A 23863-nucleotide genomic window follows, 5' to 3' on the forward strand; every position below is an offset into this window, starting at 1 on the left:
TTTTATTTAAATATTCGTAGCTTGCCTGATGAATTATCGGGTGTTTAAACCACCAAATTACATTTTGAAAAGTCAAAGATGGCGTTTTGTAAAAGTGGTAGTGAGTCTATAAAATAGAGTGTCATTCGATACTTAGAGTGTCATTCGATACTTAGAGTGTCATTTGGTACTTTGAGTGTCATTCGGTACTGTGTAATCTGAGGAGGATGAGAATTCTTTCCAGCTACGGTCGGGTTTATAAATTGTCCATCCTTCGTAGCTGCACAGTACTCACAACTCAAGTTTAAAAGTTGAGCCAGGGAGTCCTTCGGATTTCGCATCTTCTTATTAGGGGGTGCTCCTGGGGGTTCACTGGTTTCCGCTCCACGGCCCTCCCTCCGCCTCCAGATGCTCCTGGTCTGTGGTTCCCTGAAGAAAATTGTCATCACTCAATAAACATAAATTAATAGAGTGAGAGGAATCTCACCAGATACTTGGACTGTAATTTAATTCGATTTCATCAACTTTCTCGACAGGTAGGCCAAGGTTTTCGAACATTTCCCTGAATACTGTTCTGTACTCCTCTTCAGGGATTTCTTTTCCGGCGCTGCCTGCAGGCATTGCAATATTTAGACGTATAAGTCCCGAACTGCTCACATAGATATTGTATTTATTGGAATTATGTATCCGGCTGATGGTAGTTTCAGGGATAACAAACCTTACGTACCCAATCTTTTTATTATTTCTATAAAATTTGTCCTCATATTTGTCTTCGTTCCACGTATCAGGTCCAGTGACAGTTTTTGTGCTGCTTTGATTCAGGTAGGCATAGATTGCTGGAAAATCCACATTTTCATTTGTAGCCAGACTCACAAACCCCTTCTGGTCTGGTGCCTCAGTCTTTAGCTTTTTAAGAAATTCCTCAGAATCAGTTTCGTTAAGTTCTAAACTCATTCCGAGCGTTTTAAGCATCCAGGAGTCGTCCGGAAACATGGAAGGCATCTGAGGCGTAATAGCGCCGGCGTCATTATGATGAGAATAATTATAGAGTGTTACAAGTGTCTGCTTATTCTCATCTTTTTTAAATTCGAGATACGTGTTTAAGTTGTAGTAGAGCTCGACTCTTGATGCCCTGTAGTCTATTTTAAACCTTTTCTCAAGCGATTCGACATTTCCGGGTTCTATTAAATTTGCTTCGTCCAGTCTGGTATATGGTCCATTGAGGTCATATCCTGCTTTCTCTGCTTTTGTGACAATGGAATTGTAATCGATGGGTCCGATATCAACCATATCCCCATAATAAGAGGCTTGATCAGAACTACCAATTAACATAAAAAGCACAAATAGGCTCCCATAAAAAAGCACAATCAAACCTATAGATATCAACAGCAAATATTTTAAAATTTTGGGGAGTTTATTCATCTGAGGAACCTCTGATTTTATATTATTTAGCAGGATATACCTTTCTTAAAACCTGAAATATCAAAAAAAATTCAAAATACATTTACTCAAACATGGCTAAAATTAACCACTACATGATGATCTGTTTTCTGAGGATCACTAAATAGTTTATTACTTATTATAACTCTTTGTAACTATTCCACAATTCCAAATAGTCTGAACTTTTATATGATTACAGGACATAAAATAGACACTAAATATTCAATACCGCGTCCGCCTCGATTATGTCTCCAATCTGGGTGACATATCAACCAGCTCGGCCGGGAGCCCGGCCAGCTCTTTACCGTTTCAAGACTCAATGATCAGGAGTGGTAGAGTCCAAAAAAGGCAAAACAAAAATCTTAATACTCTAACTCAAATTTGACAGATTCTGGTAATCAATATAGTATATGATTAAAAAAGCACATCGTGTCAAGGCATATATTTAGAAATGTACAAAGTAGCAAGGAATTTACAAACACAATATATAATGTGTATCTGTTTGCCAAAAACAAAAGCAACCAGCCCATTTATACATTACAAATTGTATGCTTCTGTCAAAGTAGAGCTCTAATCATCAAAATGAAATATGTTGACAAAATTCTGTGAAGTCCACAGATACTAAGTAGTTACTCTTTTTGTATAATATACTGTATCGATACTTAGAACCGATCTGAAAATTCAAAATGGAATGTTGCAAATGTTACTGCAGTCTGTATTATCGAATGCTTGCTTCAGCTATGCATATTATATTTTAAAGTTACTGTAGATTGCAGATTTTCGGATAGGTTCTGGTCCAGACTGGTTATCATAGACGCTACTATTGATGTGCCATCATTAACACGCTTTTTATTTCATCTGCAGACTCTATTTTTTCCTTTTTTCAGTGGTCGCCCGATATCTGCTCACTTCGTAATCATGCGGACATGGAGAGAAGTTTTCAGAGAGTTTTGTGTACCTTGCCTATTTCGTGTACATTGCCTTTTATTAGACACAGAGAGAACAACACTTCTCGGATAGATTCTTAGTTGATTCTCTCAAAAGACAACGTTAAAATCTGGATCTATATTTCAATTAAAGCCTTAAAAGACTGTATATTCGATTGAAAAGGTTTTAAATCCCTCTTATTTCTATTAAAATCCAAAATTGCTCTTTTTTAGTGTTCTTTAGTGGGAACAACTGTAATTCACGGCATTAGGAAAAGAAGGCAGTTACATTCCTTCTCTGAGTAAAGAAATACAGAAGATGATAGCAATTGTTAAATAACAATTAATATCATTTAGTAATGAATATCATATATGTTGGAATAAACCTGTTTTCACAGGTAATTTAGGTGGACGACAATGAAGCCCACAGAGAAAGCTGACATGAAATACACAAACCAGAGAGTCGAAATACTTGATTTCCTGCGTGAACACGACGGTCATCCCACTGTAGACGAAGTTTATGATGGGGTTAGAAAAAAACTGACGCGTATCAGCAAGGCTACCGTTTATAAGAATCTTAAATTCCTTACGGAGAAAGGGTTACTGGAGGAGGTGAATGTAAAAGGGGTCTCAAGATTTGAAGCGAACTTCATTCCACATCACCATCTCATCTGCCGGGAATGCGGAAAGATGGAGGATTTTAATTCGGAACAATTGCTGGATTACTCAATGAAGATAGCTGAGGGAATAGAAGGATTTACTATTGTTTCAACGAGCACTAACTTCTATGGGATATGTAAAAAGTGTAAGGAGCTTAAGGAGGAAACATAACCTGAGCAGAGCGTCGAGTGGGAACAGTGTGTTATCCGGCTGTACAATGGTATCTCTTTCAGATAGTTAAAGATAAAAATCGGATGATACACGACATTCCATTTCAGATTTTCATTTATTAGATTGAGCATGAATAATCTGCAAGCCATGCCGGAAGACATCGGCTTGCTTCAGCGTAAATATGATCTTGTGCAGTAAATAAAAAAACGAGGGATAACGAATGGTTGAGTTACTTTTATTGAGCCGGCTTCAGTTTGCCATAACGGTTGCATTCCATTTCCTGTTCGTTCCACTAACACTGGGACTCGCATTCCTGGTGGCGGTCATGGAAACGGTATACTATAAAAACAAAGATGAAACCTGGCGAAGGATGGCTGACTTTTGGGGAAGAATATTCAAGATAAACTTTGCAATAGGTCTGGTAACAGGTCTTGCAATGACTTTTCAGTTCGGTACTAACTGGGGCGCCTATGCGGAATTCATGGGAGATGTCTTCGGACCGCCTTTAGCGGTGGAAGCGTTACTGGCTTTCTTTCTTGAAGGCACTTTCTTTGGCGCATGGATATTCCTTGACCGCTCCCGTCAGAAACTGAAGGCGTTTTCCATGTGGATGGTCGCTCTGGGTACCAACATCTCTTCATTATGGATTATCACTGCTAACGGTTTTATGCAGAACCCCGTAGGGTATGAGATGGCTGCTGATGGGAGCAAGGTGATTATGACCGATTTCCTTGCTCTGGTTACAAACGGTTATGTGTGGTACATGCTGGTACATACTCTGCTTTCAGCATATCTTCTGACAGCATTCCTGATCATGGGGATCTGTGCATATCATTTCCTTAAAAGGAACAATAGCGAAGTGTTCAGGAAGTCTTTTGGCATAGCAGTTGTCATAGCACTCGTTACTGCGGTCATGCTTCCGGTTCTCGGTCACGGTTATGCACAATATGTTGCTGAACTTCAACCAGCTAAAGGAGCGGCAATGGACGCGATATGGGAAACAGGGACTTCAGTGCCCATGTATCTGATACAGGCACCTGATTCGAGCACCGGTTCCAATAGTGTTCAGTTGCTGGGAATTCCAGGGCTTGCAAGTTTCCTGTATACGGGAAGTTTCAGCGGGACGATAACAGGACTTAACCAGCTAGCTCAGGATGAATTGCCGCCTGTAGGAATGGTATTCTGGAGCTTTCGGCTGATGACAATTCTCGGGTCCCTATTCATCATAGAGGCTCTTTTAGGTTTATATCTTCAAAAGTCAGGCAAGCTGTACACATCGGATAAGTATCTGAAGCTGCTGATGTGGTCTATTCCTCTTCCGTATATTGCCATTACTGCCGGCTGGATTGTAACCGAGGTAGGAAGGCAGCCATGGATAGTATACGGGCTGCTAAAGACAGTTAACGGGATATCATCGGTCCCCGTATCGGATGTGTTGTTAAGTGTTGTCCTTATCAGTGCATTCTATCTGGTCCTTATAGTCTTTGAGATATACCTCATAAAGAAAACCGTAGTCAATGCAACAGGAGTTGAGTGAAGATGTTCGATTTCCTTACTCATGATATGCTTGCTGTTGTCTGGTTCTTCCTGTGGTGTGTAATATGGGGAGTTTACTTCATTGCAGACTCCTTTTCCCTTGGAGCAGGGCTTTTGACACCCTTCATTGCCGCAGATAAGGTGCAGAGGATCCAGATCCAGAGCTCTGTTGGTCCTTTCTGGGGCGGTAATGAAGTATGGCTAATCCTTGCTGCAGGAGGAACATTTGCTGCATTCCCTCTGGTATTCTCGAAGATGTTTACTTTCCTCTATCTGCCTATGATGTTGCTGCTCATCGGCCTGATCGCAAGGGGCATTTCCGTGGAATATCTCCACAAGGATGATAATCCCCGGATACAGCAGTTCCTGATGTGGGGATGGTTCGCTGGAAGCCTGCTGGTCTCTCTGGTTCTGGGAGTTGCATTTGCAAACTTCTTCAAGGGGCTCGAAATCGCTTCAGGAGGAGTTTATAAAGGTACTCTTCCCGGACTTTTCGGCCCGTATGCATTGATTAGCGGTGTCCTGTTCGTGCTTATGAGTGTTACATCAGGTGCGCTCTGGATCAATGTCAAAACTGAAGGCGCCGTAGCTGCAAAAGCAGGGGATCTGGCAAAAAAGAGCGCTCTTCTTGTACTCATATTTGCTCTGGTCTATCTGGCATACTCCTTTGCGGGTGTAGAAGGCTTTGCAACCAACTATTCGTCCATGCCGGTTCTGTACTTATTGCCGGTTCTTGCTGTAGGGGGTGCTGTCCTATCGGTATTTTTCGCAAAAAAGGGCAGGGCGTTTCCGGCCTTTTGCAGCAACCTCCTGGCGTTTCTTTTCATAGTTGAAGGCGGGCTTGCAAGTATCTATCCTTATATGCTCAAATCCTCCATCTCTCCTGAGTACGGGATAGATATCTTTGAGGCTGCATCAAGCCATATGACTCTGAGCGTCATGTTAGGGGGTGCACTGGTATTCGTGCCCATAGTTATCATCTACCAGCTGTGGGCGTATACGCTGTTCAGGGAAAAGATAACAGAAACAGAACAGGTCGAATACTGACCTGTTTTCTTTCATTTTTTATTTCTTTTGTCATTTTATCTATGAAACGTGGATTTATCATAAATAATGAAAAATCAATTTGGGGGTAGCTACCGATTCCGCTTCTTCTCTTTTTTGCCAGCAACCGTAACATATCTGCTTACTTCGTGAGCAGGCGAGCTTTGAGGGGAGTTTTGAATGAAAATTTAAAAAATGTTTTTTAAACGATAAATCATAAATGAACACTATAGTTTTATGTCATTTTGAGGTCCCTTAACTATTTTAAATGAGAGAAGGAGGAAGCTGGAATGGCTGAATACTGTACATATGAAAAATATGTATTTAAAAAGCAGCTTGAAACTCTAAAAAGTAAAAATGGGAGGAGCACAGAATTAATTTCCCTTTATATCCCTCCTGATAAACAGATCTCAGATGTTACAAAGCATTTGAGAGAAGAACATGAGCAGGCTTCGAACATAATATCCAAACTTATCCGCAATAATGTACAGGAAGCACTTCATTCTTTGCTGGCAAAGTTAAGGTCTCTTCACAAAATCCCGGAAAATGGGATCGTCTATTTTACAGGAACTGTCGATACCGGAGCTAACAGGACAGGCATGGTAAACGAAGTTCTTTTTCCTCCTGAACCTGTTGCAGATTACATATATCGCTGTGATTCCGTTTTTTATCTTGAGCCTCTTGAAGAAATGCTCAGGGAGTGTACAACTTATGGGCTTTTACTTCTTGATCTGAGAGAAGCGACTATCGGAATGCTTGTAGGCAGGCAAACTGAAGTTATTAAGCATCTTCACTCTACCGTTCCAGGCAAACAACGAAAAGGAGGGCAGAGTGCGCATCGTTTTGAACAGCTCAGGCGCATTGCGATTCATGATTTCTACAAGAGAATAGGGGATGCTACAAGTGAGGCATTCCTTGAACTGGATCCGGCTGAGCTTAAAGGCATTCTTATAGGGGGGCATTCCCCAACTAAAGAAGAGTTCAATGAAGGCGGATTTCTGCATTATGAACTTCAGAAAAAGGTTCTTGGACTGTTTGATACGGGGTATACGGATGAATCGGGTTTTTCAGAGTTAATAAATGCAGCAGAGGAAACGCTCCAGAGTATTGACTTACTTAAGCAAAAGAAAGATATGGAAATCTTTTTTAAAGAAATCGCTACCGAGTCCGGTAAAATATCTTATGGAGAGGACAACGTACGGGCAAATCTTGAGATAAAGGCGGTTGATGTGCTTTTGCTTTCTGAAGAACTGCGGGCTGAAAGAGTAACTCTCAAGTGCAGGGTTTGCGGATATGAGAATAAACGGACAAGAAAATGGAAAACCGGTGAAGCTGTTCCTGCGATTGGACATTGTCCTGAATGCGATTCTGAACTTGAAGTCACGGATGTTATCGATACAGTTGGTGAACTCTCAGAACTCGCTGATAAAGGCGATGCAAGGATTGCTTTTATATCAACAGATTTCGACGAAGGCTCTCAACTTATGATAGCTTTTGGCGGAATTGCTGCAATCCTTAGATATAACACGGGGGTGTAGGTCGGTTCACGGGTTTGATAGTTAATGGGTTTGATAGTTAATGGGTTTGATAGTTAATGGGTTTGATAGTTAATGGGTTTGATAGTTAATGAATTCACGTGAACTACCACTCAGCTAAAGACTGAGTTGCTTCTTGGTTCATTCTTCCCTCTATTGAGGGCAAGTCCCCAAGCTCTTCCCCACGTTCCGTAGGTGTTACAATCCAATTAGATTTTGATCTATGAGAGCGAATTTCTTGATATTGATAGCGGCATTTATGTCTCTATCATGTTTTGTTTTACAATCAGGACAAGTCCATTCTCTGTCTTTTAACTGAAGCTCTTTATTATGGTATCCACACACGTTACAGAGCTTAGAAGAAGGTTCAAATTGTCCTGTCCTTAATACGCCTTTTCCAAACCATTCTGCTTTATATTCTAACTTTGTTACAAAGCTGCTCCATGCTGAATCACTTAAAGCCTGTGCCAAATGATGAATTTTAACCATACCTTTAACATTCAGAGTTTCCAGAGCTACAGCTTGGTTTTCGCTAACAAGTCTAAAAGAGAGTTTGTTCTGGAAGTCATTCCTCTGATTTGTTATTTTGTCGTGGAGTACAGCAAGCCTCTGTTTGGCTTTTGCCCTATTTTTAGAGCCTTTTTGTTTCCTTGATACTCTTTTCTGAAGGACCTTTAACCTTTGCAAAGAGTTTTTCAGGTATTTAGGATTCTCAATCTTTTCTCCTGTGGAAAGGACGGCAAAATCTTTGATACCTACATATATTCCTACTGTTGTTGATTCTGAGAATCCCTGTTTTTCAGGAAGTTCTTTACCGTCTTCAACAAGGACGCTGATGTAGTAATGCCCTTTACAAGTCCTTGATACCCTAGCTGTTTTAAGTTCTCCATCAAACTTTCGGTGAAGAACTGCTTTAATCTCACCAATTTTAGGAAGTTTAACGGTATGGTTTTCAAAATTCACAGAATAGTGTTGGGGTACGGGAAAAGACTGGATAGGATTTTTCTTTGACTTAAACTTCGGAAATCCATTCTTCTCTCGGAAAAATCGAGTGAAAGCAGACTCAACCTGCTTAGTCATCCCCTGTAATAATTGAGAGTTGACTTCCCCTAACCATTCATTAGAAGCCTTCAGAGTAGGAATTAATTTGTTTAAGTCAAATCTGGAAATTGATTTCCCAGTTTGTTCGTAAGTTTTAATTTTTTGATCTAACGCCCAATTGTAGACAAACCTGCAACTACCTATATGCTGATTCAATTGAACAGCTTGTGTAGTTGTAGGATAGAGTCTAAATTTGAACGTTTTCATCATTCAAAGTATTATATGCTTTAACAATATGTATAGTTTCTGGTAAATATAAAGTATGAAACGAGAAATCATAGCAAATTTCTGTTAATGTACCATGTTATCTTTGTTTGCAAATATCAAAAAGTCATACTTGAACCGATTAGCGAAGAACTCAAACAGATTATATTTGATATTGCGGAAGAATCTAATTTTGAAATCATGGAAATGGAAACAGACAAAGATCACATCCATTTCCTGATAAGAGTGAACCAAAGGTTAGTGTCCTATCAATTGTCCGAAAATTGAAACAAGAATCTACTAACAGGTTATGGAAATCACAAAGGGAATATCTGGAAAAGTATTATTGGGGCGAAAATACGTTATGGAGTGATGGATATTTTGCTTCTACAATCAGAAATGTTAGTAAAGAGGCAGCAGAATATTACATAAGGAATCAGGGTTGAAGTTGACGCTTATATCCCCTGAGCTAAAGACTCAGGGGTTTTACACTTCTTTATATAAATTACCCAATTTGATACCGTCAACTACCGGGAAGGTAATTTATGGGTTCGATTTTTGCTGTAGTCGAAAATTGAGCTTTTAAAAAAATAGAAAAAGTACCGTGTCTTTTCGACACGGAATCTTAACTTTCAATTTTTTCTGTCTTTATTTAGGCGGCCAGTTCTTTTCCATCCATCCCGGGATACGGCCTGAGTCCATTGGGCCTACTTTGACATTTGCACCGAGCTTGTCCTCAAGGTCACCCTGGAGGCGAGCTGCCAGTCCCGGAGTAACTACAGTGTTGTGGTTTACGGCTGTCTTGAGGTCAAAGCCTGCCTTGTCAAATGCATCCTTTACCTTGTCAGCGGTCAGCTGTCCACCTGCAACTGCTGCTTCCACACCTATCCCGTCGGTGTCAACTGCAAGTAACCAGCAGTCAATGCCGTTGGACGAGATATCGCTCTCCACAGTGTAGTATGTGAGTGCGAAGTTTGTTGTAAAGAGCACCGGGGAGTCTGCTGTCGGGCTTCCGACCTTGTACATGCCTCCGTCCACGGAGACAGGTGTCCTCGGGTCAGTGTAGATTGTCTCTGCCAGGTGTACCTCAGGCAGGGTTGCATATGGCTCCAGACTGTGGAGAATCATTATGTCTCCGTACCTGATCGTAAACACCGAAGCCATCACGGTTTCCCAGTATGATGCACTAACAGGGTCTGCAATTCCAGCCATCCATGCAGTGAACGGGAGAGCCATTATCGGGTATGCGATCTCGGTATCTCCCATAATTCCCGCTCTCCTTATCTTCAAGAAGTTGGTGAATGTATCCTTCAGGCCCTTTCCTGTCGGGTAGGTTCCGGGGTCAAGCACAATGTCCTTAATTCCTGCCTCTGCATATGTCTTTGCAAGGGTCTTGAGGGCATCAAGGTCATTGAAAGCTGACACAACCACAGGGACCTTGTACTCAATTGCGAGTTCTCCTACTTCCTTCCAGTTGTCCTTGTTTGCGGCATAGAGCAGCGGTTTCAGGTCCTTTGCTGCTTCCAGTCCTGCCTTCAGGACCGCAGGGTTGAAAGAACAGAAGATCATGGGCAAGCCTGCTTCAGCTACCTTCTTTACAGCCGCTGCAAACTTTGCCGGATCATTGGAAACAGCTCTGATAGCCACCCCATCGAGGAGCAGGTTTCGGCCTACATAGAACTTTCTGAAGTTAGCGATGCTGTTAACTCTCTCAACAAGGGCAGCTTCATCCATATTGTCTGCCACATCGAAGAACATCTTCGTCTTATTAAAGAATGTGAGTTTGTGGCGGTACAGGACATCGTCCCCACCAATATTGACTGCCTTCTCTCCTACTCCTATGGTTACCTGGCGAATTTCCGGTGCAAGGAGCCTGTCGAGTTCTGCAAGTTTCTTTGCAAATTTCTTCTCCTTAATAAGGGGTGGACAGTCTGATGTCTTTCCTGATCTGTCTATCAGCTTGGAGGCAAAAGCCATACATGTAGCTTCACCACACTCTCCACAGTTTGTCTGGGGCAAGTACTTGTAAGCTTCTAATGGGCTGTTTATTTTCATGTTTTACACCTCCGCTCCGATCCAGTTAGCGACATCAACCTGCTCTGTGTCGATCATACCGAATAGGGTCTGGGTTATCTGTTTCAGGACAGCAACCGATGTTGGGTGCATCATCATGAAGAGATCGTTTCCTGCAATTGCAAGTGACAGTCCTGTAACGATTTCCCATATCGGACCTCTGTACTCTCTCGGGCCCCAGTCGGAGTCTTCCTTTAGTGGGGAGCTGACCATCCATGACTCACGGGCACCCCATGCGTTTGTGGTCCCTGAAGACATCGGGAATGTCAGTTCGTCGTCACCCATTAGGGCTGCAAGTCTGATACGCTCCATGTTGGTGTAAGCGTAGTCGAGACCATATCCGAGGGCTGCAGTGGTCGGGTCCATGATGATTCTGTCTCTTGGGACGTTGCACTGCTTCATGAGTTTCCTGTTTAGTTCCTTCTGGGCGTTCATGTCCAGCTGTGTCCAGGAAAGCACATCGTGATCGTATTTTAGTGCTGCTTCTGCTATTGCTGCATAGTCCAGGTTCAGGCTGGCCGATGCAAGCAGGCAGCGCTCTCCTTCCGAAACTTCTGCTGCTCTTGCCAGTACTTCTGGGTCCTTCTGTGGGTTCCCTGATCCGCCGATGGCAATTGGCACATCAACAGCCTGGAGCACTTCTTCTACTGTCTTGGCTGCTTCCTTTGCAGGAGTGTCTTTGATAAGCGGGTCTGTTGAAATCAGGTGTATGGTGATCATGTCAGCGTTGAATTTCTCAACGTTCTTCTTTGCCCATTCTCCCGGGCTGTCCATGACTTCATCATAGTTCTCCTTGACAGCTTTTGCAAGCCCTATCCTCATGTCGAACACGTCAATAGTGACCTGGTTCCTGTTCGGCATTGGTGCGTCAAAGTAGAACGGAAGGGCTTTCTCTCCACCCAACATCACTCTCTTTCCACGGCTTCCGCCGTCTGCCGAGGTGTTTCCTATAGGTACTTCCTGGATCTCGGTTGCCCACTCAGCGATGTTAGCAACATCGAACTTTGCAGGGATTAGATCCTTCAGTTTCGGGGCTGCCAGAGCAGGGGAAACCGCCGGAGCTGCTGGTGCGCCAATTCCCACAGGGTATCCGAACATGCCTGCAAGTCTTGCGAAGTGCTGGGCAAGTACTGCGCTCTCCTGCCCAAGAGCTGCGGCAAGCATCGGGTCAAAGCCGCCTCCGAGTCCACCGAGATCTATCTCAATGTCCCCTTCAATAGTCACACCTTCGAGGGCTTCTACATCCATCCCCGCGAACATGTTTGTTATATCAGATAACTTCATTTTCTTTGCCATGTAAACCTCACCGTTTCCGTAATTTGTCCGTTTTTACGAGTGACTGTATAATAAAGGATGTAATACAGGATTTGTTTCCACTTTTTCCCTTTATAAACAGGGATCGGGGCAGGAATTTCCCTGTCCCGTTACTCTTATTACTTTAAATGCCGTTTCAAGCTCTTAAACTGGCCCTGGTCTCCTCACATTTGATTCAGGTATGGTTCAGCATCATCCACAGGTTCAAACTTATGGGCTCAGTACCCCAGTTTTTGTACTATTTTTTCGATTTCCATTGCAGCAACCGAATCATCCGTTATTTCATAGAGAGGTATTCCCTTTATGTCCATTTCCTCAATTTTTGGATCTAATGGTATCATACCTATCAGGCTTAGTTTCAACTCCTCTGCCAGTTTAGTGAGCTCTTCGCGGTTAGCATCTGTAACTTTGTTTGCAATAACGTGAATTCTTCCCACATTTGAATCCAGTTCACTCACCAGTTCCCTTATCCTTTCGGCAGTCCGAAATCCCCTTCGTGAAGCGTCAGTTACTACAATAAGGTCATCTATGTCCCGGATAATCTTTCGGCTGAAATGCTCAAGCCCTGCTTCCGCGTCAATTACAACCACCTCATAATTCGTGATCAGTTTGTCCATTATTCCGCGTAGCAGGTTGTTTACATAGCAATAGCATCCTGAGCCTTCCGGCCTTCCCATTACAAGGAGGTCGTATCCCGGCATCTCTTCAATTATCTCATAGACCTTGCTTTTAAGTATTGACTCTTTGTTCATATCGGGGTTATCAGGTCTCGGTTTTGTAATCTCGGCCTGTAGAAACTCTTTTGCATCCCCGATTGTTTTTACATTCTCACATCCCAGGGTTTCAGGAAGGTTAGTATCTGCATCCGCATCAACTGCCAGTAGAAACTTCCCTTTTTTGGAAAGGTAGCGGATCAGAAGAGCCGCTACCGCTGTTTTACCAGTCCCACCTTTTCCCGTTATTGCAATTACTTTGGTCACAGCATACCCCTTTTTATTGTTTTTCGGTTTTAGGCAATTGCCTGTCGTCACTCAGTTATTTCTTTTCCTTCTTCTCGCTGATGATCATTTTGTCAATGGTGATCTTTGCGTTCTTGAAGGTCAGCTTAATTCCGCCGCTTGAACCGCCTGACATCATTGGCATTGCAGGCATCTGGAAGCCGGCTGCTGGCATCATCATTGGAGCTGCTGCAACTGCTACTTCCTCTTCTTCTTCCTCTTCTTCCTCTTCTTCTTCCTCTGCTGCCCAGGTAGCAACTACCGGGTGTCCCTTCTCCTGGAGGAAGGCTTTCAGGGATTCAATGTCAGTGGAGTCGTTCTCGGTTGCAATCTTGTCTTTGAGGTCTTCAGGAATGGTGTCTATAATCTTGTCCTTCAGCATCGAGGGGAGCCAGACAACCCTGTTCCATCCACCGTCAGCCTGGATGAACTTCGGGGAGTAGAAATAGTTGATACCGATGCCAAGGAAACCTACGATCTGCTTACCGCCACCGGTCTGACCTGCCATTGTTGAGAATCCGATCCCGTTCGGGGCCATTCCCTGGTATTCCCTGTTAACCCAGCCTATACCGTCTACTTCAGGGATATAGAACCCTACTACTTCGAAGCATCCACAGGAGGTGTGTGGGGAATCAAAGAAGGAGTGGAGTTTGATTTTGTCGAATTCTCCGGCTGAGAGTTTCTTTGCAATATCGTTGACCCCGGTGTATTCCCCGGTGTTGGCATCAAGAAGATCACCCTTGGCGATTTCAAACTGTGGGCCTTCGGGGTCTACTTTTGCTGCTGCTCGGCCGTCGAACCAGTTGATTGCACCACAGAGGGAGACCCTGTCAGGGGAGACAACACAAACGTTGGTCGGAGCAAAGGACTGGCAGAGGGTACATCCGTAGAAGACGTCCACATCTTCATCATGGAGGTCCTTTGTCCTCTCGTCTCTTGCCTTGAAGATTTCCTTTGCTGTCTCCATCTGCTTTTCAACTTCAGCCTGTTCGGTGTAGAATGTAACCTGCATCTTCTCGATAAAGGGCAGTTCTGTCTTGAAGAGCATCATGACGGCCTGTCCGAAGGGCTCAAACGAGTCCATCTTTGCAGCGGTGTCCTTGGACACTCTCATCCAGACATCGTACCTCTGGTTGAGGTGCATAATGCCCTGGCAGTAGTTGATGAAGTCGTGGACACGCCTTTCGACTACAGACTCAAGGTCAGGCTCTACAAGTTCTCCACCTATGTTAAAGATCATTGCCCAGGGGTAGGTCTTTCCCTCTTCCATTTCTTTGAGGTCAGGACCGACGATTGTTACTTTATCGTCTTCAATCTCATCCATAGGCTTTGCACGGACAAGTTCGAGACCGAGGGATTTGGGGCCTCCAAGTTCGACGAACATTCCTTCTTTCCTTACTCTTTCTCCTTCAAACATTGGGGAAATCTCAAATGGAAATTCTACCATAATATTTCGCCTCCTAAATCAAAATTATAATAAGTCAATTAGCTCGTCCAGGGCAGCGTAGTGATCTGCCTTGCTAAGGTTTCCGAAAGACATCGTTGCGTTCTGGATATAGCCTCTTTCAATTGCAATTGTTTTTAAGTTGCTGAAGTTCTTTGCTGCGGACAATACCTGGTTGATGTAGAATTTCTTGAATCCTAAGACTATGACGGTGTCATAGTTCCCATTTCCATCAAGGCCGGGCCAGTTTGGGTCAGTGAGGTAGAAGCCGAGCATGTGGGCGTTGATGTACTCTGCATCCACGTCTTTATCAGCAAGGCTTGCAAGAGAACTCCCAGTTGCAGCAATCGGGATGTTTGCAGTCTTTGAAATTTTTACCACACGGTCAAGGAGTTCCGGATCAAGGGTCAGGGTCCCTACCATAAGGAGTGGTCTCTTTGCTTTTGATATCAGCTTTGCAGCTATTTCAGGCGTAACAGTTTTTGAGGTACTCACTCCATAACTGGTAAATAACTTTGTATTCTTGGCAGTATCAACCATTTTCAGGCCTCCTTGCAAAGTCTCTTGAGGTTTGTGGGCTGTGCCGAGACATCGAATTTGATCTTCGGACCGGAGATAATCTTCTTCTTCTTCCAATCAATTTCCCAGCCGTGTTTGGACTCGAGCTCCTTGAGAAGCGCTTCACGCTTGGCGAGCGGGAGGTCAGCCTCATTCCTGACGAACTTCCACCAGTCTTCCGGATCTTTTCCAAGGTACTTCTTGTGGAGTTCCATCCAGTGGGTCAGCTTAATGGACCTTCCCATACTGTTATCGGACGGGCGGATGCAGGCCTTTGCCATCATCGGGATTGCTTCCTGCCAGGTCTCTGCAGTGGTCAGGAGGAATTCGGGAGCTGGCGGGATTGGCATTTCCTGGCCGTTCCTTGCATCGTAGACTTTCCACTTGTCTTCTTCATAGGTCTTTGCGATCAGAGCTCTCCTGTACTTGGAGGAGTGGGGACCCAGTACTGCAGGGATACCAAGGATGTTACACCCAGTACCGATTGAGGAAGCCTTCTGAGAGAATGCACCCCAGGCAAGTCCGCAGGCACCTACACGGTTCAGGATGTAGTCTGAGATTTCTGCGAGGTTGCCTTCAAGAGTCCTCTGGGCAAAGATAGCCGCAACTTTCTCGGCTGCACCGGTGATGTGAGCGTTTGAAACACAGGATCCGATGTTGACAAGTCCACCGCATTCGAATCCGCCGGGGAACCTCTCATAGAGAGTCTTGCCGTCTTCATCCTTGAACATACCAATGTCCATTGCTCCACAGCCCGTGGTAACCACAATGAAGTTCCTCTTCAGGAATTCTTCTGCGATATAGTAGACGTCCTTTGTGCCTTCTGCATAGTTCGGGCATCCGATGATTGCAATAATACCCGGAGTGGTACCCATGACAAGGTTCAGGCCTTCTGCACGGATTTCAGCATCAGAAACCTGTCCTCTGCCGGCTCTCATCCAGCCTTTCTCTTCTGCAATCTGCTTCTGGGCAACCTTTTCTATTATGTTGAGGATCGGGATCTCTTTCTTACAGACCTGTTCGCAGCGGCGGCAGCCAATGCACTGGTCGTGGAGTTCCTCAAGATATGAGAAGTCCCCTTCCTTTGCAAAGCCCATGGCTTCCGGGATGTCGAGTTCTTCCGGACAGGCAATCATACAGGCTCCACAGTCTGCACATTTTGCGACCCAGTCTGCGAATTCCTCATCAGTGGGAATTGCAGTAATGCCTTCTGCATCACGGATCGGGCCCATTTCCATAGTAAGCCTGATACAGAGTTCACCGAGTTTGTCGTAGTCCAGCATCACACAACCCGGAATTGCTCCTGACTTGAGTTCCTCAACGACATCATCGACATTGGCATCGGTCCTGTTCGGAAGTCCGTACATGATCTTTGCGTTGGACGCGATAACCGGAATCTTAAGTTTCTGGGCTTCAGGTACAATATCCCCGCGGACGCACTGTTCATCCACAACAATAACATCAGGCATTCCGGAGCGAATGACTTTCAGTTCCTTGGACATGGAACCGATAACCTTGGCATATGGGGGTCTCCTGTCAGCTTCCTTGTACCTGGAAAGGTCTATTGCGGTACAGCAGAGCCCGGCAATTTCCATCTTGTCGGTGAGGTCGTGTTCTTCCATGTAATCCATCATGTAGGTGACACCGCCTACATTATGCCCGATCACACACAGGAAAGGCTTGGACTTGTCAATCGTCCCCATCCCAATCTCTATCAGAGGAGCCTCTGGATCAGCTTTTGGGAAGTCGTATGCTGCAACCTGCACAACATCGGAAATTTCCATACCTACGTGGTCCAGGCTGCCGCTGAAGAGAGCTTTTGAGTCATAGTCGATCTCTGCGGATTCCTGACCTGCATGGACTGTTGCAAGCAGCTGGGTCAGCTGTTCTTCTACGAATTCCATGGCTGGTTTTATTTCACCAAGGTTCTTTGGACTGAGTCCTGTGCTGATTGTGATATTCGGAGTAAGCACATTTGACTGCCCGAGGTTGAGGGGTAAGTCTTCTCCGAAGGTTTCAATCAGGTGGTCAAGCAGGTGGCGGCCGTGGGCAGCGTGGCAGGCAGTACCTGTAATCACACGGAGGAAGAATTCTCTTCCATTGTGGCCCAGCATGTCAATACCACAAGCACCTCTCTTGTTCCCTGAGAGATCACAGGGGCCGTAGGTACAGTAGCAGCACTGGTCACACATGGGGGTGATGACAGGCTCGTAGCGGTCAAGCAGTTTGAAGTTCCAGTCATCCCTGTAGGACTCGAGTCCTGGGAAAAGTGTGGGACCTGCTTTCTCGAGCTCCTTTGCTTTTTCTTCAGCAGCCTCCTTTGCTGCCCCTACAATATTATTGATAGTGATCTGAACGGATTCAAGATCTTCTATTGAAAAACTCCCAGTAGTTAATTTGCTCATTTTAGCTTTACCTCCTAAATGCGCTTAAAGTCACTTTATTCAACGATTCTTGAAAGTTCCAGCTATTTAAATGACTTTTTTTTAGAGATCGTTTTTTATTTTTTTATAGAAATTACACACTTACAAACAAAATTAAGTACAGTAAATTAAGCAGTTAAAACTTGAATTTTTATGGAGTTGGGAGTTCACTGCTTTTATTTTAGACATCAAGTGGGTAAGTCCTATATTCGTAAACGTTGTGATCTCAGAATAATAAAAGAGATCTTAGAGACTACCCGAAAAGCTCTATGCGTGTTGTAAAATTTACAATTAGATAATTAGTGTTTATTATCCGGAATCCGTTCATTTATGATCCGCCAATTGTAGAAGTTACCGTAGGTCACAGCACTTTTCGGATATACCCTTAAATTACACATTAGCGACGTATTATAAATAATTTGCACTTTTGTTCTGTTTAAATATAAAAATAAACAATTCCGTTGTATAAATCTTATCTAAACTCTTACAAGTCGTTGACTCGTGACGAAGCCTGAAAAACGGCATCATCTGCTCATTTTTCATAAGATAAGATCATGAAATTATTCGGATGAGAGACAAAGTAAAAGTACCTGTAATTAGCAGAACTTTTACATTAAATCAGGTATAATAGGCAGAAAATAGCTACTGGATTAACGGACATGTGGCGCAAAACTGGTAGGTAAACATCATAGTTATAATCGTATTTTATTCAGTTATGAGTTTAATGCTATTGGTTTTGCACCTAAAATACAGAATCCTGAAAATGGATTCATAATTTATTTATTTTACCAATAGTTGTATTATTGAAGCATTAGTTATTTATACTTCGTCTCTTTTGTGTATTTTGACAGTGAGCCGAGTTAAGTGGAATATCAAGAAGCCAAAAAGCTACCTATTGCAAACTCAAAGAAATTCGGATAAATGTTCTCGTATTTATTAACGGGTCCTGGAAGAGCTTGAAACATTCGTCTTTACGACCTTCTCCAGGTAGAGCAGAATGAGGCTACCGGCTGAATGGAGTATCCTGGAAAACTTTCAGGAACGACTTCCAAAAAAATCATTGGCACTGGTCTGGACTGATTCAAGATTTTCTATAGAAAAATTCCCTGTAGTTAATTTGCTTATTTTAGCTTTACCTCCTAATATGCTTAAAGTCACTTTGTCAAAGCCACTTTATCAGAGGATTGTTTTATGATATCTAGCATACCGATAATGACTGTGCAATTTATATTGACATCTGCTTGAATGTTCCGGCTATTTTAATGGCATCTTTAGTAGATCGTTTTTAACTTTTTATCAAATTTGCACACTTACACTCCAAAATCAAGCACAGTAAATTAAGCAGTTAAAACTTGAGTTGTTATGGAGTTGGAAGTTTACGGCTTTTGTTTTAGACTTTTAGTGGGTAAACCTCATATTAGTGAACGTTCTGATCTCAGAAAAAGAGATATTGGAGACTATCCGAAAAGTCTATGCATGTTGTAAAATTTACAATTGGACAATTAGTGTTTATTATCCGGAATCCGTTCATTTATGATCGATGATTGTAGAAGTTACAGTAGGTCACAGCGCTTTTCGGATAGACTCCTAAATTACACATAAGCGACGTACTATAAATAGTTTTCATTTATGTCCGGTTTAAATATAAAAATAGGAAAAAGTCCGTTATATAAATCCTATCTACATTCTTAATGTCTCTGACTCGTGACGAATCATGAAAAACGGTATCATCTGCCCATTTTTTATAAGATAATAAATGAGTTTATTCGGATAAGTGGCAAAACGAAAGTACCAGTGATTTACAGAAATTTTACGTTAAATCAGTTGTCAAAGGCAGAAAATAGCCACAGGACTAACGGATATATGATACAAAACTATCAGGTAAATGTCATAGTTTTAATTGATTTTTATACAGTTGAGTGTTTATTGATATTGGTTTTGTATTTAAATTACAGAATCCTGAAAATGGATCCGAATTTTTTAGTTTTATCAATATCTAATTTCCCTTGGCGTTATTTATTTATACCACCTCGCTTTTGTGTAGTTTGACGGTCGGTTGAGTTACACGGAGTATCAAGATTCTACAAGTTGCACTATAAATTTTTTCCAAATTATTCTTAAGAAACAATTTTGAAAGTATGCTACCATGGATACAGGTGACGAAAATTTGTCGACTGTCAAGCTGATCTAAAAAACCTTCAGTTTAAATGTAATATATTTGATTTCAGGTTTGCTTCTGATTTCTAGAGCCCATTCAAAATGATGAAATAACCATAGCTGAGGTTAAGAGGATTTTAAAACCTTGAGGTATAGCAATTCTTCCAATCCAGATTATCTCTAAAAAAACGATTGAGTACTTGTATAACTCATATGGATCATACCATTTAGAGCATTTGGAGCAGGCTATTTTGAGAAGTATATTCCTGATTTGACAGAATCCTAAATATTATAATGAAAAATGCGCTTTTTTGTATGGCCTTTCCGTATCAATTCGTAGAATCTGTCAAATTAAGGTCATACGTTGGAATCTGTCAAATTAAGGTCATATGTTGGAATAAGCCACCCTGGGCTCTCGGTGGCTACACAGGGTTGAATACTTTTATCTTTAATATGTGATACTCGAAAGCATGTTCACGATACTTGTAGCTAGAAAAAAACGATTTCTGATCCGTTTCCAGCAAAACACTTATGACTGTTATATGCGGAGATTTTTTGGCAACTTTAATCGTCTCAAATTTTTGGATTCCCGGTTTGGTGGCATTCTGCTGAGTATACACTTTTGGTGTTATTATGGTAGTTTGTGTTCACTCTAATCCTTAATGACGATGTTACAGTCAATACTTTGAACGCTTTCTAAAAATTAATCGATGGATATTTATTACGTGTCGCATTAGTTAATTTGATGGTCAATAAAGTTAAGCGCAGGGTTTCTTGCTTTCCAAAGGCCACCTATTACAAGCCCAGAGAAATCCCTCTTTGCTGTCTTGAAATCGCCAATATATCCATAGAAGAGCTTGAGGCTATTCGTCTTTGCGACCTTCTCCAGATCGAGCAGAATGAGGCTGCTGACCGGATGGGAATATCCCGAAAAACTTTCTGGAGCGACCTCCAAAGGGCACGGCAAAAAGTAGCTGATGCTCTTGTCAACGGAAAAGCGATCGAGATATCTGGAGGAGAATACATTAATACTGGTGAATGTAGGGTCAATTTTCTCTGCAAAGAATGCGATCATATGTGGGAACCAAAGTTCGACCAGAACCGTCCGACAAACTGCCCGAGTTGTGGTTCAAGTCTAATTTTCCGACTCGGCGGCGATGGAAGAGGAAAGAGATTTGTCGAGAATGATTACTGTTGTCCTAAAGAAAAGGGAAGCAGCAGGAATACTAGTGAAGGAAGCAAAAAAAAGTTACAATAGCTATACTATCGACAAGTGATACTGGACTGGAGTCTTATGTATGAGCCCATTTTGGCTCATGGGTGCATTGGGTTTTTAATGTCGAGTTTCCGGATTCAAATTTGACCTGATGATACCCCCTGTTCAGGGAGGATTTCTACGGAGCCAGAATCTCAAAATCCCGAACTTGAGCCTTCGAATCCGAAACAAAACTCCGGATATCCAGATTGAATATCCGGAATCTTCAAAAGCCGGGATTTCCATAGAGGCTTATAGTCCAAAGTCTTTATTACATTCCAAGAGCTTTATTAGTTTTCTCGATCGACTTTGCACCGTCACTTTCCAGTTCCATCATGGCCCTGATAGCGTCCACATTTTCGGGAACTACTATGGATTCCTGGTGGATGGCCTGGAAAAAGTAGAATTCTTTTTCGTCCACTGTTATGGACTCGGGCCAGATACAGTTCTCCCACATGTCGTTTCTGGGGCGTTTGATGTCTCTGGCAACTTCCATAATTTCTGCTGTCGAAGTAATCCCCTGTCCAATGAACCGGATTCTGGACTGGGAAGAGAAAATTTTCTTGATGTCTTCTGCAGTACAATCCGTGTCGACTTCCATATTTACGGTGTGCAGGTGCATGAGAGTTGTCGGGACCAGCAGGGCTGCAGATGTGATATTTATATGCGGGATCACACTTCTTACGTCGGGTCCGTGGTGGGACGGAAGTTTGACAGGGTGAAGTACTATTGCATTAATCGGGCCTTTTTTAATATCATTGGGATCGGTTGCTCTTCTTGCAAGAATCGCCCTTACTTTCTTTACCCCGAGTTCCCTGTCTATCGGTGTGATAGTCCTGCAAAGCCCTGTGGTGTTGCAGGAGACAACCCTTACCAGATCGCGGCCCAGAGCCCCCTCGTAATTGCTGACTGCATTAAAGGAAAAACCCGCAATCGGGTGGCTCTCCCCTCCCTGCCAGATCGCTTTTACCCCTGCTTTCTCATATAAAGGCTTATTCTTTTCCCCGACTCCCCCTGGCGTACAGTCCACAACCAGGTCAGCCTTCTCTATCATTTCTTCAACGGATCCGGCTGCAGGCATCCCTGCCTTCTCAAAAGCTCCGACATTCTCAGCAGGGGCATATATATCATACCCCAACTGATGGGCCACTGCAGCTTCATAGTTTGGCGTCCTCTTGGAAATTCCGACAACTTCCATATCGTCCTGAGCCTTAACGGCGTCTGCAACTCTTTTCCCTATGGTTCCGTAACCGTTTACTGCAATCTTTGCTTTAGCCATTTGTCATCCTGTCCTGTATTTATTCTATCCTGAAACCTATGTATTCTTATGTCTTAAATCAAGTGCAATAGTCGTTATTGTTGCACTTTTTGGGCAATTTCAGGTTTAACGATATTGATTTTTCAGCCCAATCTCGTAACTTATATCGTGAAAACTTATATCGTGAACAATGCACGATCCGAATATTGAACCAGTCTTGAATAACTCAAAGAGATCCGGAATCCTGTTTACCCCCATGAAATCAGGCACTGGAAGATAATTTTGATTATCTGTTTGGCTCTTGCCGGAATATTTACAGCATATAAGGAATATCCGAACATACAGTTGGATAGGAAAAAATCATCTTTTTCATATCAGATGCCTTGAGTCCAAGCCTCATTACTGCAGCGAAAATGTTGATAGCTTCTCCGGCATTCGGACCCAGAATATGAGCTCCCATTATACGGTCATTTGCTTCATCGATAATTACCTTTGAAGCCACAAAATCCGCTCCTTCGCTCCGGCCTGTTTTTTCGCTGCTCCTGTCCCGGAAGATTATCTTATACTTATCGCTATCTTTAACGGTGCTGATTCCTACCGAAGCCAGGACAGGCATGGTGTGGACCGCACTTGGAATGCCTTTGTAGTCAGCCTCGACACTATCTTCGGTAAGGATGTTAACTGCTGCAACTTCTCCCTGATAGGCTGCCACAGGAGTAAGCTGCATACCCTCCGAGGCGCAGTCCCCACCTGCATAGATTCGGGGATTTGAAGTCCTCATGTGCTTATCAACTTCAATAGCTCCCCCTTCAACCCTGACCCCGGCTTTTTCGAGATGCAGCTCCTCTATATACGGAACACGACCTGCTCCATGAACTACCATATCCGCACGGAAACTCCGGATTTCGGATTCAGACCCGGCCCTGACCAGAAAGCTGTTGCCTTCTTTTTCGACCGCAATCACCGGCTTATTTGTGAAGATTTTGATTCCTGCAGCTTCGGATTCATTTATAAGAAAATTTACCATGTCGGAATCAAAGGATTTAAGGAGTTTTTCACTCCTGTGCAGAATTATAGCTTCTGATCCGGCTTTCAGTGTAATATGAGAAAACTCCATGGATATATGCCCGCCTCCGATGAAAATAATTCTTTCAGGGAGTTTTTCGGTTTCCATAAATTCCCCACTCGTAATTATGTATTCTTCCCCGGGAATGTTGAGTTTTCTTGGCTTTGCACCTGTAGCAAGAAAAATATATTCTCCTTTAAGCTTATCCTCCCCGACAGCGACCGTATTCTTATTTTCAAAATAAGCTTTTCCGTGATATGTATCAATTCCCAGTTCCACAAAATGGTTCTCAGTTTTTCTGGAACATTTTTCCGTAAATGTCCTCCTGAACTCGATAAGCGAAGGCCAGTCAATCTTTAATGGATTTTGAGTTCCCGCACCCTTCCCTATAAGTCGATTATTCCAGTCCGTAATCTCTGCGATATCTACAAACATCTTTTTCGGATCACAACCTATGGGAGGAGAGACACCCCCGTATTCCCTCGAGTCGATAATAGCTGTTTTTAATCCTGAGCTTGCAACTTTGTCCGCAAAAGTCCTGCCTGAGGTTCCGGTCCCGATAATTATAATATCGTAGTCCTTTTCCATAGTTTCCTTCCTTTTTATTCGCGACTTCCCGGAAAAACGATAGTGTGAAATAGCTACTCCCCTGTATCCTTTTATTCATTTTATTTATAGGAATAAGTAATTCACCTGAACTTTTTTCCTGAAAAAAGTTCCT

The 23863-nt window shown here is 43.0% G+C and carries 15 protein-coding genes and 1 pseudogene; 6 read left to right on the top strand and 10 right to left on the bottom strand.

The window, feature by feature from the left end:
• Positions 1-462 precede the first annotated feature (462 nt).
• Entirely contained in the window at positions 463-1269 is an 807-nt protein-coding gene (locus MA_RS05250; RefSeq protein WP_011021040.1) for a hypothetical protein, read from the bottom strand.
• A gap of 1493 nt (positions 1270-2762) precedes the next feature.
• Here MA_RS05250 and MA_RS05255 point away from each other — a divergent pair.
• From MA_RS05255 to prf1, 4 genes are all read left to right on the top strand, one after another.
• Positions 2763-3176 (top strand): Fur family transcriptional regulator, encoded by a 414-nt coding sequence (locus MA_RS05255; protein ID WP_011021041.1) that lies wholly within the window; start codon positions 2763-2765, stop codon positions 3174-3176.
• A gap of 220 nt (positions 3177-3396) precedes the next feature.
• On the top strand, positions 3397-4713 hold the full coding sequence (locus tag MA_RS05260; RefSeq protein ID WP_011021042.1) for a cytochrome ubiquinol oxidase subunit I: 1317 nt from the start codon (positions 3397-3399) through the stop codon (positions 4711-4713).
• 2 nt (positions 4714-4715) lie between these two features.
• On the top strand, positions 4716-5759 hold the full coding sequence (cydB, locus tag MA_RS05265; RefSeq protein ID WP_011021043.1) for a cytochrome d ubiquinol oxidase subunit II: 1044 nt from the start codon (positions 4716-4718) through the stop codon (positions 5757-5759).
• Positions 5760-6046: 287 nt separating this feature from the next.
• Positions 6047-7294: a peptide chain release factor aRF-1 gene (gene prf1, locus MA_RS05270; RefSeq protein ID WP_011021044.1), complete on the top strand. Its 1248-nt coding sequence runs from the start codon at positions 6047-6049 to the stop codon at positions 7292-7294.
• Between the two features lie 195 nt (positions 7295-7489).
• Here prf1 and tnpB read toward each other — a convergent pair whose 3' ends face one another.
• A complete protein-coding gene (gene tnpB, locus MA_RS05275; protein ID WP_011021045.1) occupies positions 7490-8602 on the bottom strand; it encodes an IS200/IS605 family element RNA-guided endonuclease TnpB in 1113 nt (370 codons plus the stop codon).
• Positions 8603-8686: 84 nt separating this feature from the next.
• On the opposite strand from tnpB, the pseudogene tnpA reads away from it, so the two are divergent.
• Positions 8687-9042, top strand: a pseudogene (tnpA, locus tag MA_RS05280) (IS200/IS605 family transposase).
• Between the two features lie 202 nt (positions 9043-9244).
• Here tnpA and acsC read toward each other — a convergent pair.
• The 6 genes from acsC to cdhA form a co-directional block, all read right to left on the bottom strand.
• On the bottom strand, positions 9245-10651 hold the full coding sequence (acsC, locus tag MA_RS05285; protein ID WP_011021046.1) for an acetyl-CoA decarbonylase/synthase complex subunit gamma: 1407 nt from the start codon (positions 10649-10651) through the stop codon (positions 9245-9247).
• Between the two features lie 3 nt (positions 10652-10654).
• On the bottom strand, positions 10655-11965 hold the full coding sequence (gene cdhD, locus MA_RS05290; protein WP_011021047.1) for a CO dehydrogenase/acetyl-CoA synthase subunit delta: 1311 nt from the start codon (positions 11963-11965) through the stop codon (positions 10655-10657).
• Positions 11966-12201: 236 nt separating this feature from the next.
• Positions 12202-12963 (bottom strand): carbon monoxide dehydrogenase accessory protein CooC, encoded by a 762-nt coding sequence (locus MA_RS05295; protein WP_011023761.1) that lies wholly within the window; start codon positions 12961-12963, stop codon positions 12202-12204.
• A gap of 55 nt (positions 12964-13018) precedes the next feature.
• On the bottom strand, positions 13019-14428 hold the full coding sequence (gene cdhC / locus MA_RS05300) for a CO dehydrogenase/CO-methylating acetyl-CoA synthase complex subunit beta (RefSeq protein ID WP_011021049.1): 1410 nt from the start codon (positions 14426-14428) through the stop codon (positions 13019-13021).
• Positions 14429-14452: 24 nt separating this feature from the next.
• Positions 14453-14965, bottom strand: coding sequence for a CO dehydrogenase/acetyl-CoA synthase complex subunit epsilon (cdhB, locus tag MA_RS05305; protein ID WP_011021050.1), 513 nt, complete (start codon positions 14963-14965; stop codon positions 14453-14455).
• Positions 14966-14967: 2 nt separating this feature from the next.
• Positions 14968-17388, bottom strand: a complete 2421-nt coding sequence (cdhA, locus tag MA_RS05310; protein WP_011021051.1) for a CO dehydrogenase/acetyl-CoA synthase complex subunit alpha — start codon at positions 17386-17388, stop codon at positions 14968-14970.
• Positions 17389-20308: 2920 nt separating this feature from the next.
• Between cdhA and MA_RS29720 the strand changes: the two genes are divergently transcribed.
• Entirely contained in the window at positions 20309-20821 is a 513-nt protein-coding gene (locus MA_RS29720) for a DUF134 domain-containing protein (protein WP_011021052.1), read from the top strand.
• Positions 20822-21089: 268 nt separating this feature from the next.
• On the opposite strand, the gene MA_RS05325 is transcribed toward MA_RS29720, so the two are convergent.
• The gene (locus MA_RS05325) at positions 21090-22097 is read right to left on the bottom strand and encodes a type II glyceraldehyde-3-phosphate dehydrogenase (protein WP_011021053.1); all 1008 of its coding nucleotides are present in this window, start codon (positions 22095-22097) and stop codon (positions 21090-21092) included.
• Between the two features lie 292 nt (positions 22098-22389).
• The gene (locus MA_RS05330) at positions 22390-23730 is read right to left on the bottom strand and encodes a dihydrolipoyl dehydrogenase family protein (protein WP_011021054.1); all 1341 of its coding nucleotides are present in this window, start codon (positions 23728-23730) and stop codon (positions 22390-22392) included.
• Positions 23731-23863: the final 133 nt, after the last annotated feature.

It is taken from the genome of Methanosarcina acetivorans C2A, from assembly GCF_000007345.1.
In the GTDB taxonomy this organism is placed as follows: domain Archaea; phylum Halobacteriota; class Methanosarcinia; order Methanosarcinales; family Methanosarcinaceae; genus Methanosarcina; species Methanosarcina acetivorans.

Bases quoted from the DNA above. Each gene is read 5' to 3' on its own strand.
- MA_RS05250 (WP_011021040.1), bottom strand. From the start codon at position 1,269: ATGGTTGATATCGGACCCATCGATTACAATTCCATTGTCACAAAAGCA.
- MA_RS05255 (WP_011021041.1), top strand. From the start codon at position 2,763: ATGAAGCCCACAGAGAAAGCTGACATGAAATACACAAACCAGAGAGTC.
- MA_RS05260 (WP_011021042.1), top strand. From the start codon at position 3,397: ATGGTTGAGTTACTTTTATTGAGCCGGCTTCAGTTTGCCATAACGGTT.
- cydB (WP_011021043.1), top strand. From the start codon at position 4,716: ATGTTCGATTTCCTTACTCATGATATGCTTGCTGTTGTCTGGTTCTTC.
- prf1 (WP_011021044.1), top strand. From the start codon at position 6,047: ATGGCTGAATACTGTACATATGAAAAATATGTATTTAAAAAGCAGCTT.
- tnpB (WP_011021045.1), bottom strand. From the start codon at position 8,602: ATGATGAAAACGTTCAAATTTAGACTCTATCCTACAACTACACAAGCT.
- acsC (WP_011021046.1), bottom strand. From the start codon at position 10,651: ATGAAAATAAACAGCCCATTAGAAGCTTACAAGTACTTGCCCCAGACA.
- cdhD (WP_011021047.1), bottom strand. From the start codon at position 11,965: ATGGCAAAGAAAATGAAGTTATCTGATATAACAAACATGTTCGCGGGG.
- cdhC (WP_011021049.1), bottom strand. From the start codon at position 14,428: ATGGTAGAATTTCCATTTGAGATTTCCCCAATGTTTGAAGGAGAAAGA.
- cdhB (WP_011021050.1), bottom strand. From the start codon at position 14,965: ATGGTTGATACTGCCAAGAATACAAAGTTATTTACCAGTTATGGAGTG.
- cdhA (WP_011021051.1), bottom strand. From the start codon at position 17,388: ATGAGCAAATTAACTACTGGGAGTTTTTCAATAGAAGATCTTGAATCC.
- MA_RS29720 (WP_011021052.1), top strand. From the start codon at position 20,309: ATGGTCAATAAAGTTAAGCGCAGGGTTTCTTGCTTTCCAAAGGCCACC.
- MA_RS05325 (WP_011021053.1), bottom strand. From the start codon at position 22,097: ATGGCTAAAGCAAAGATTGCAGTAAACGGTTACGGAACCATAGGGAAA.
- MA_RS05330 (WP_011021054.1), bottom strand. From the start codon at position 23,730: ATGGAAAAGGACTACGATATTATAATTATCGGGACCGGAACCTCAGGC.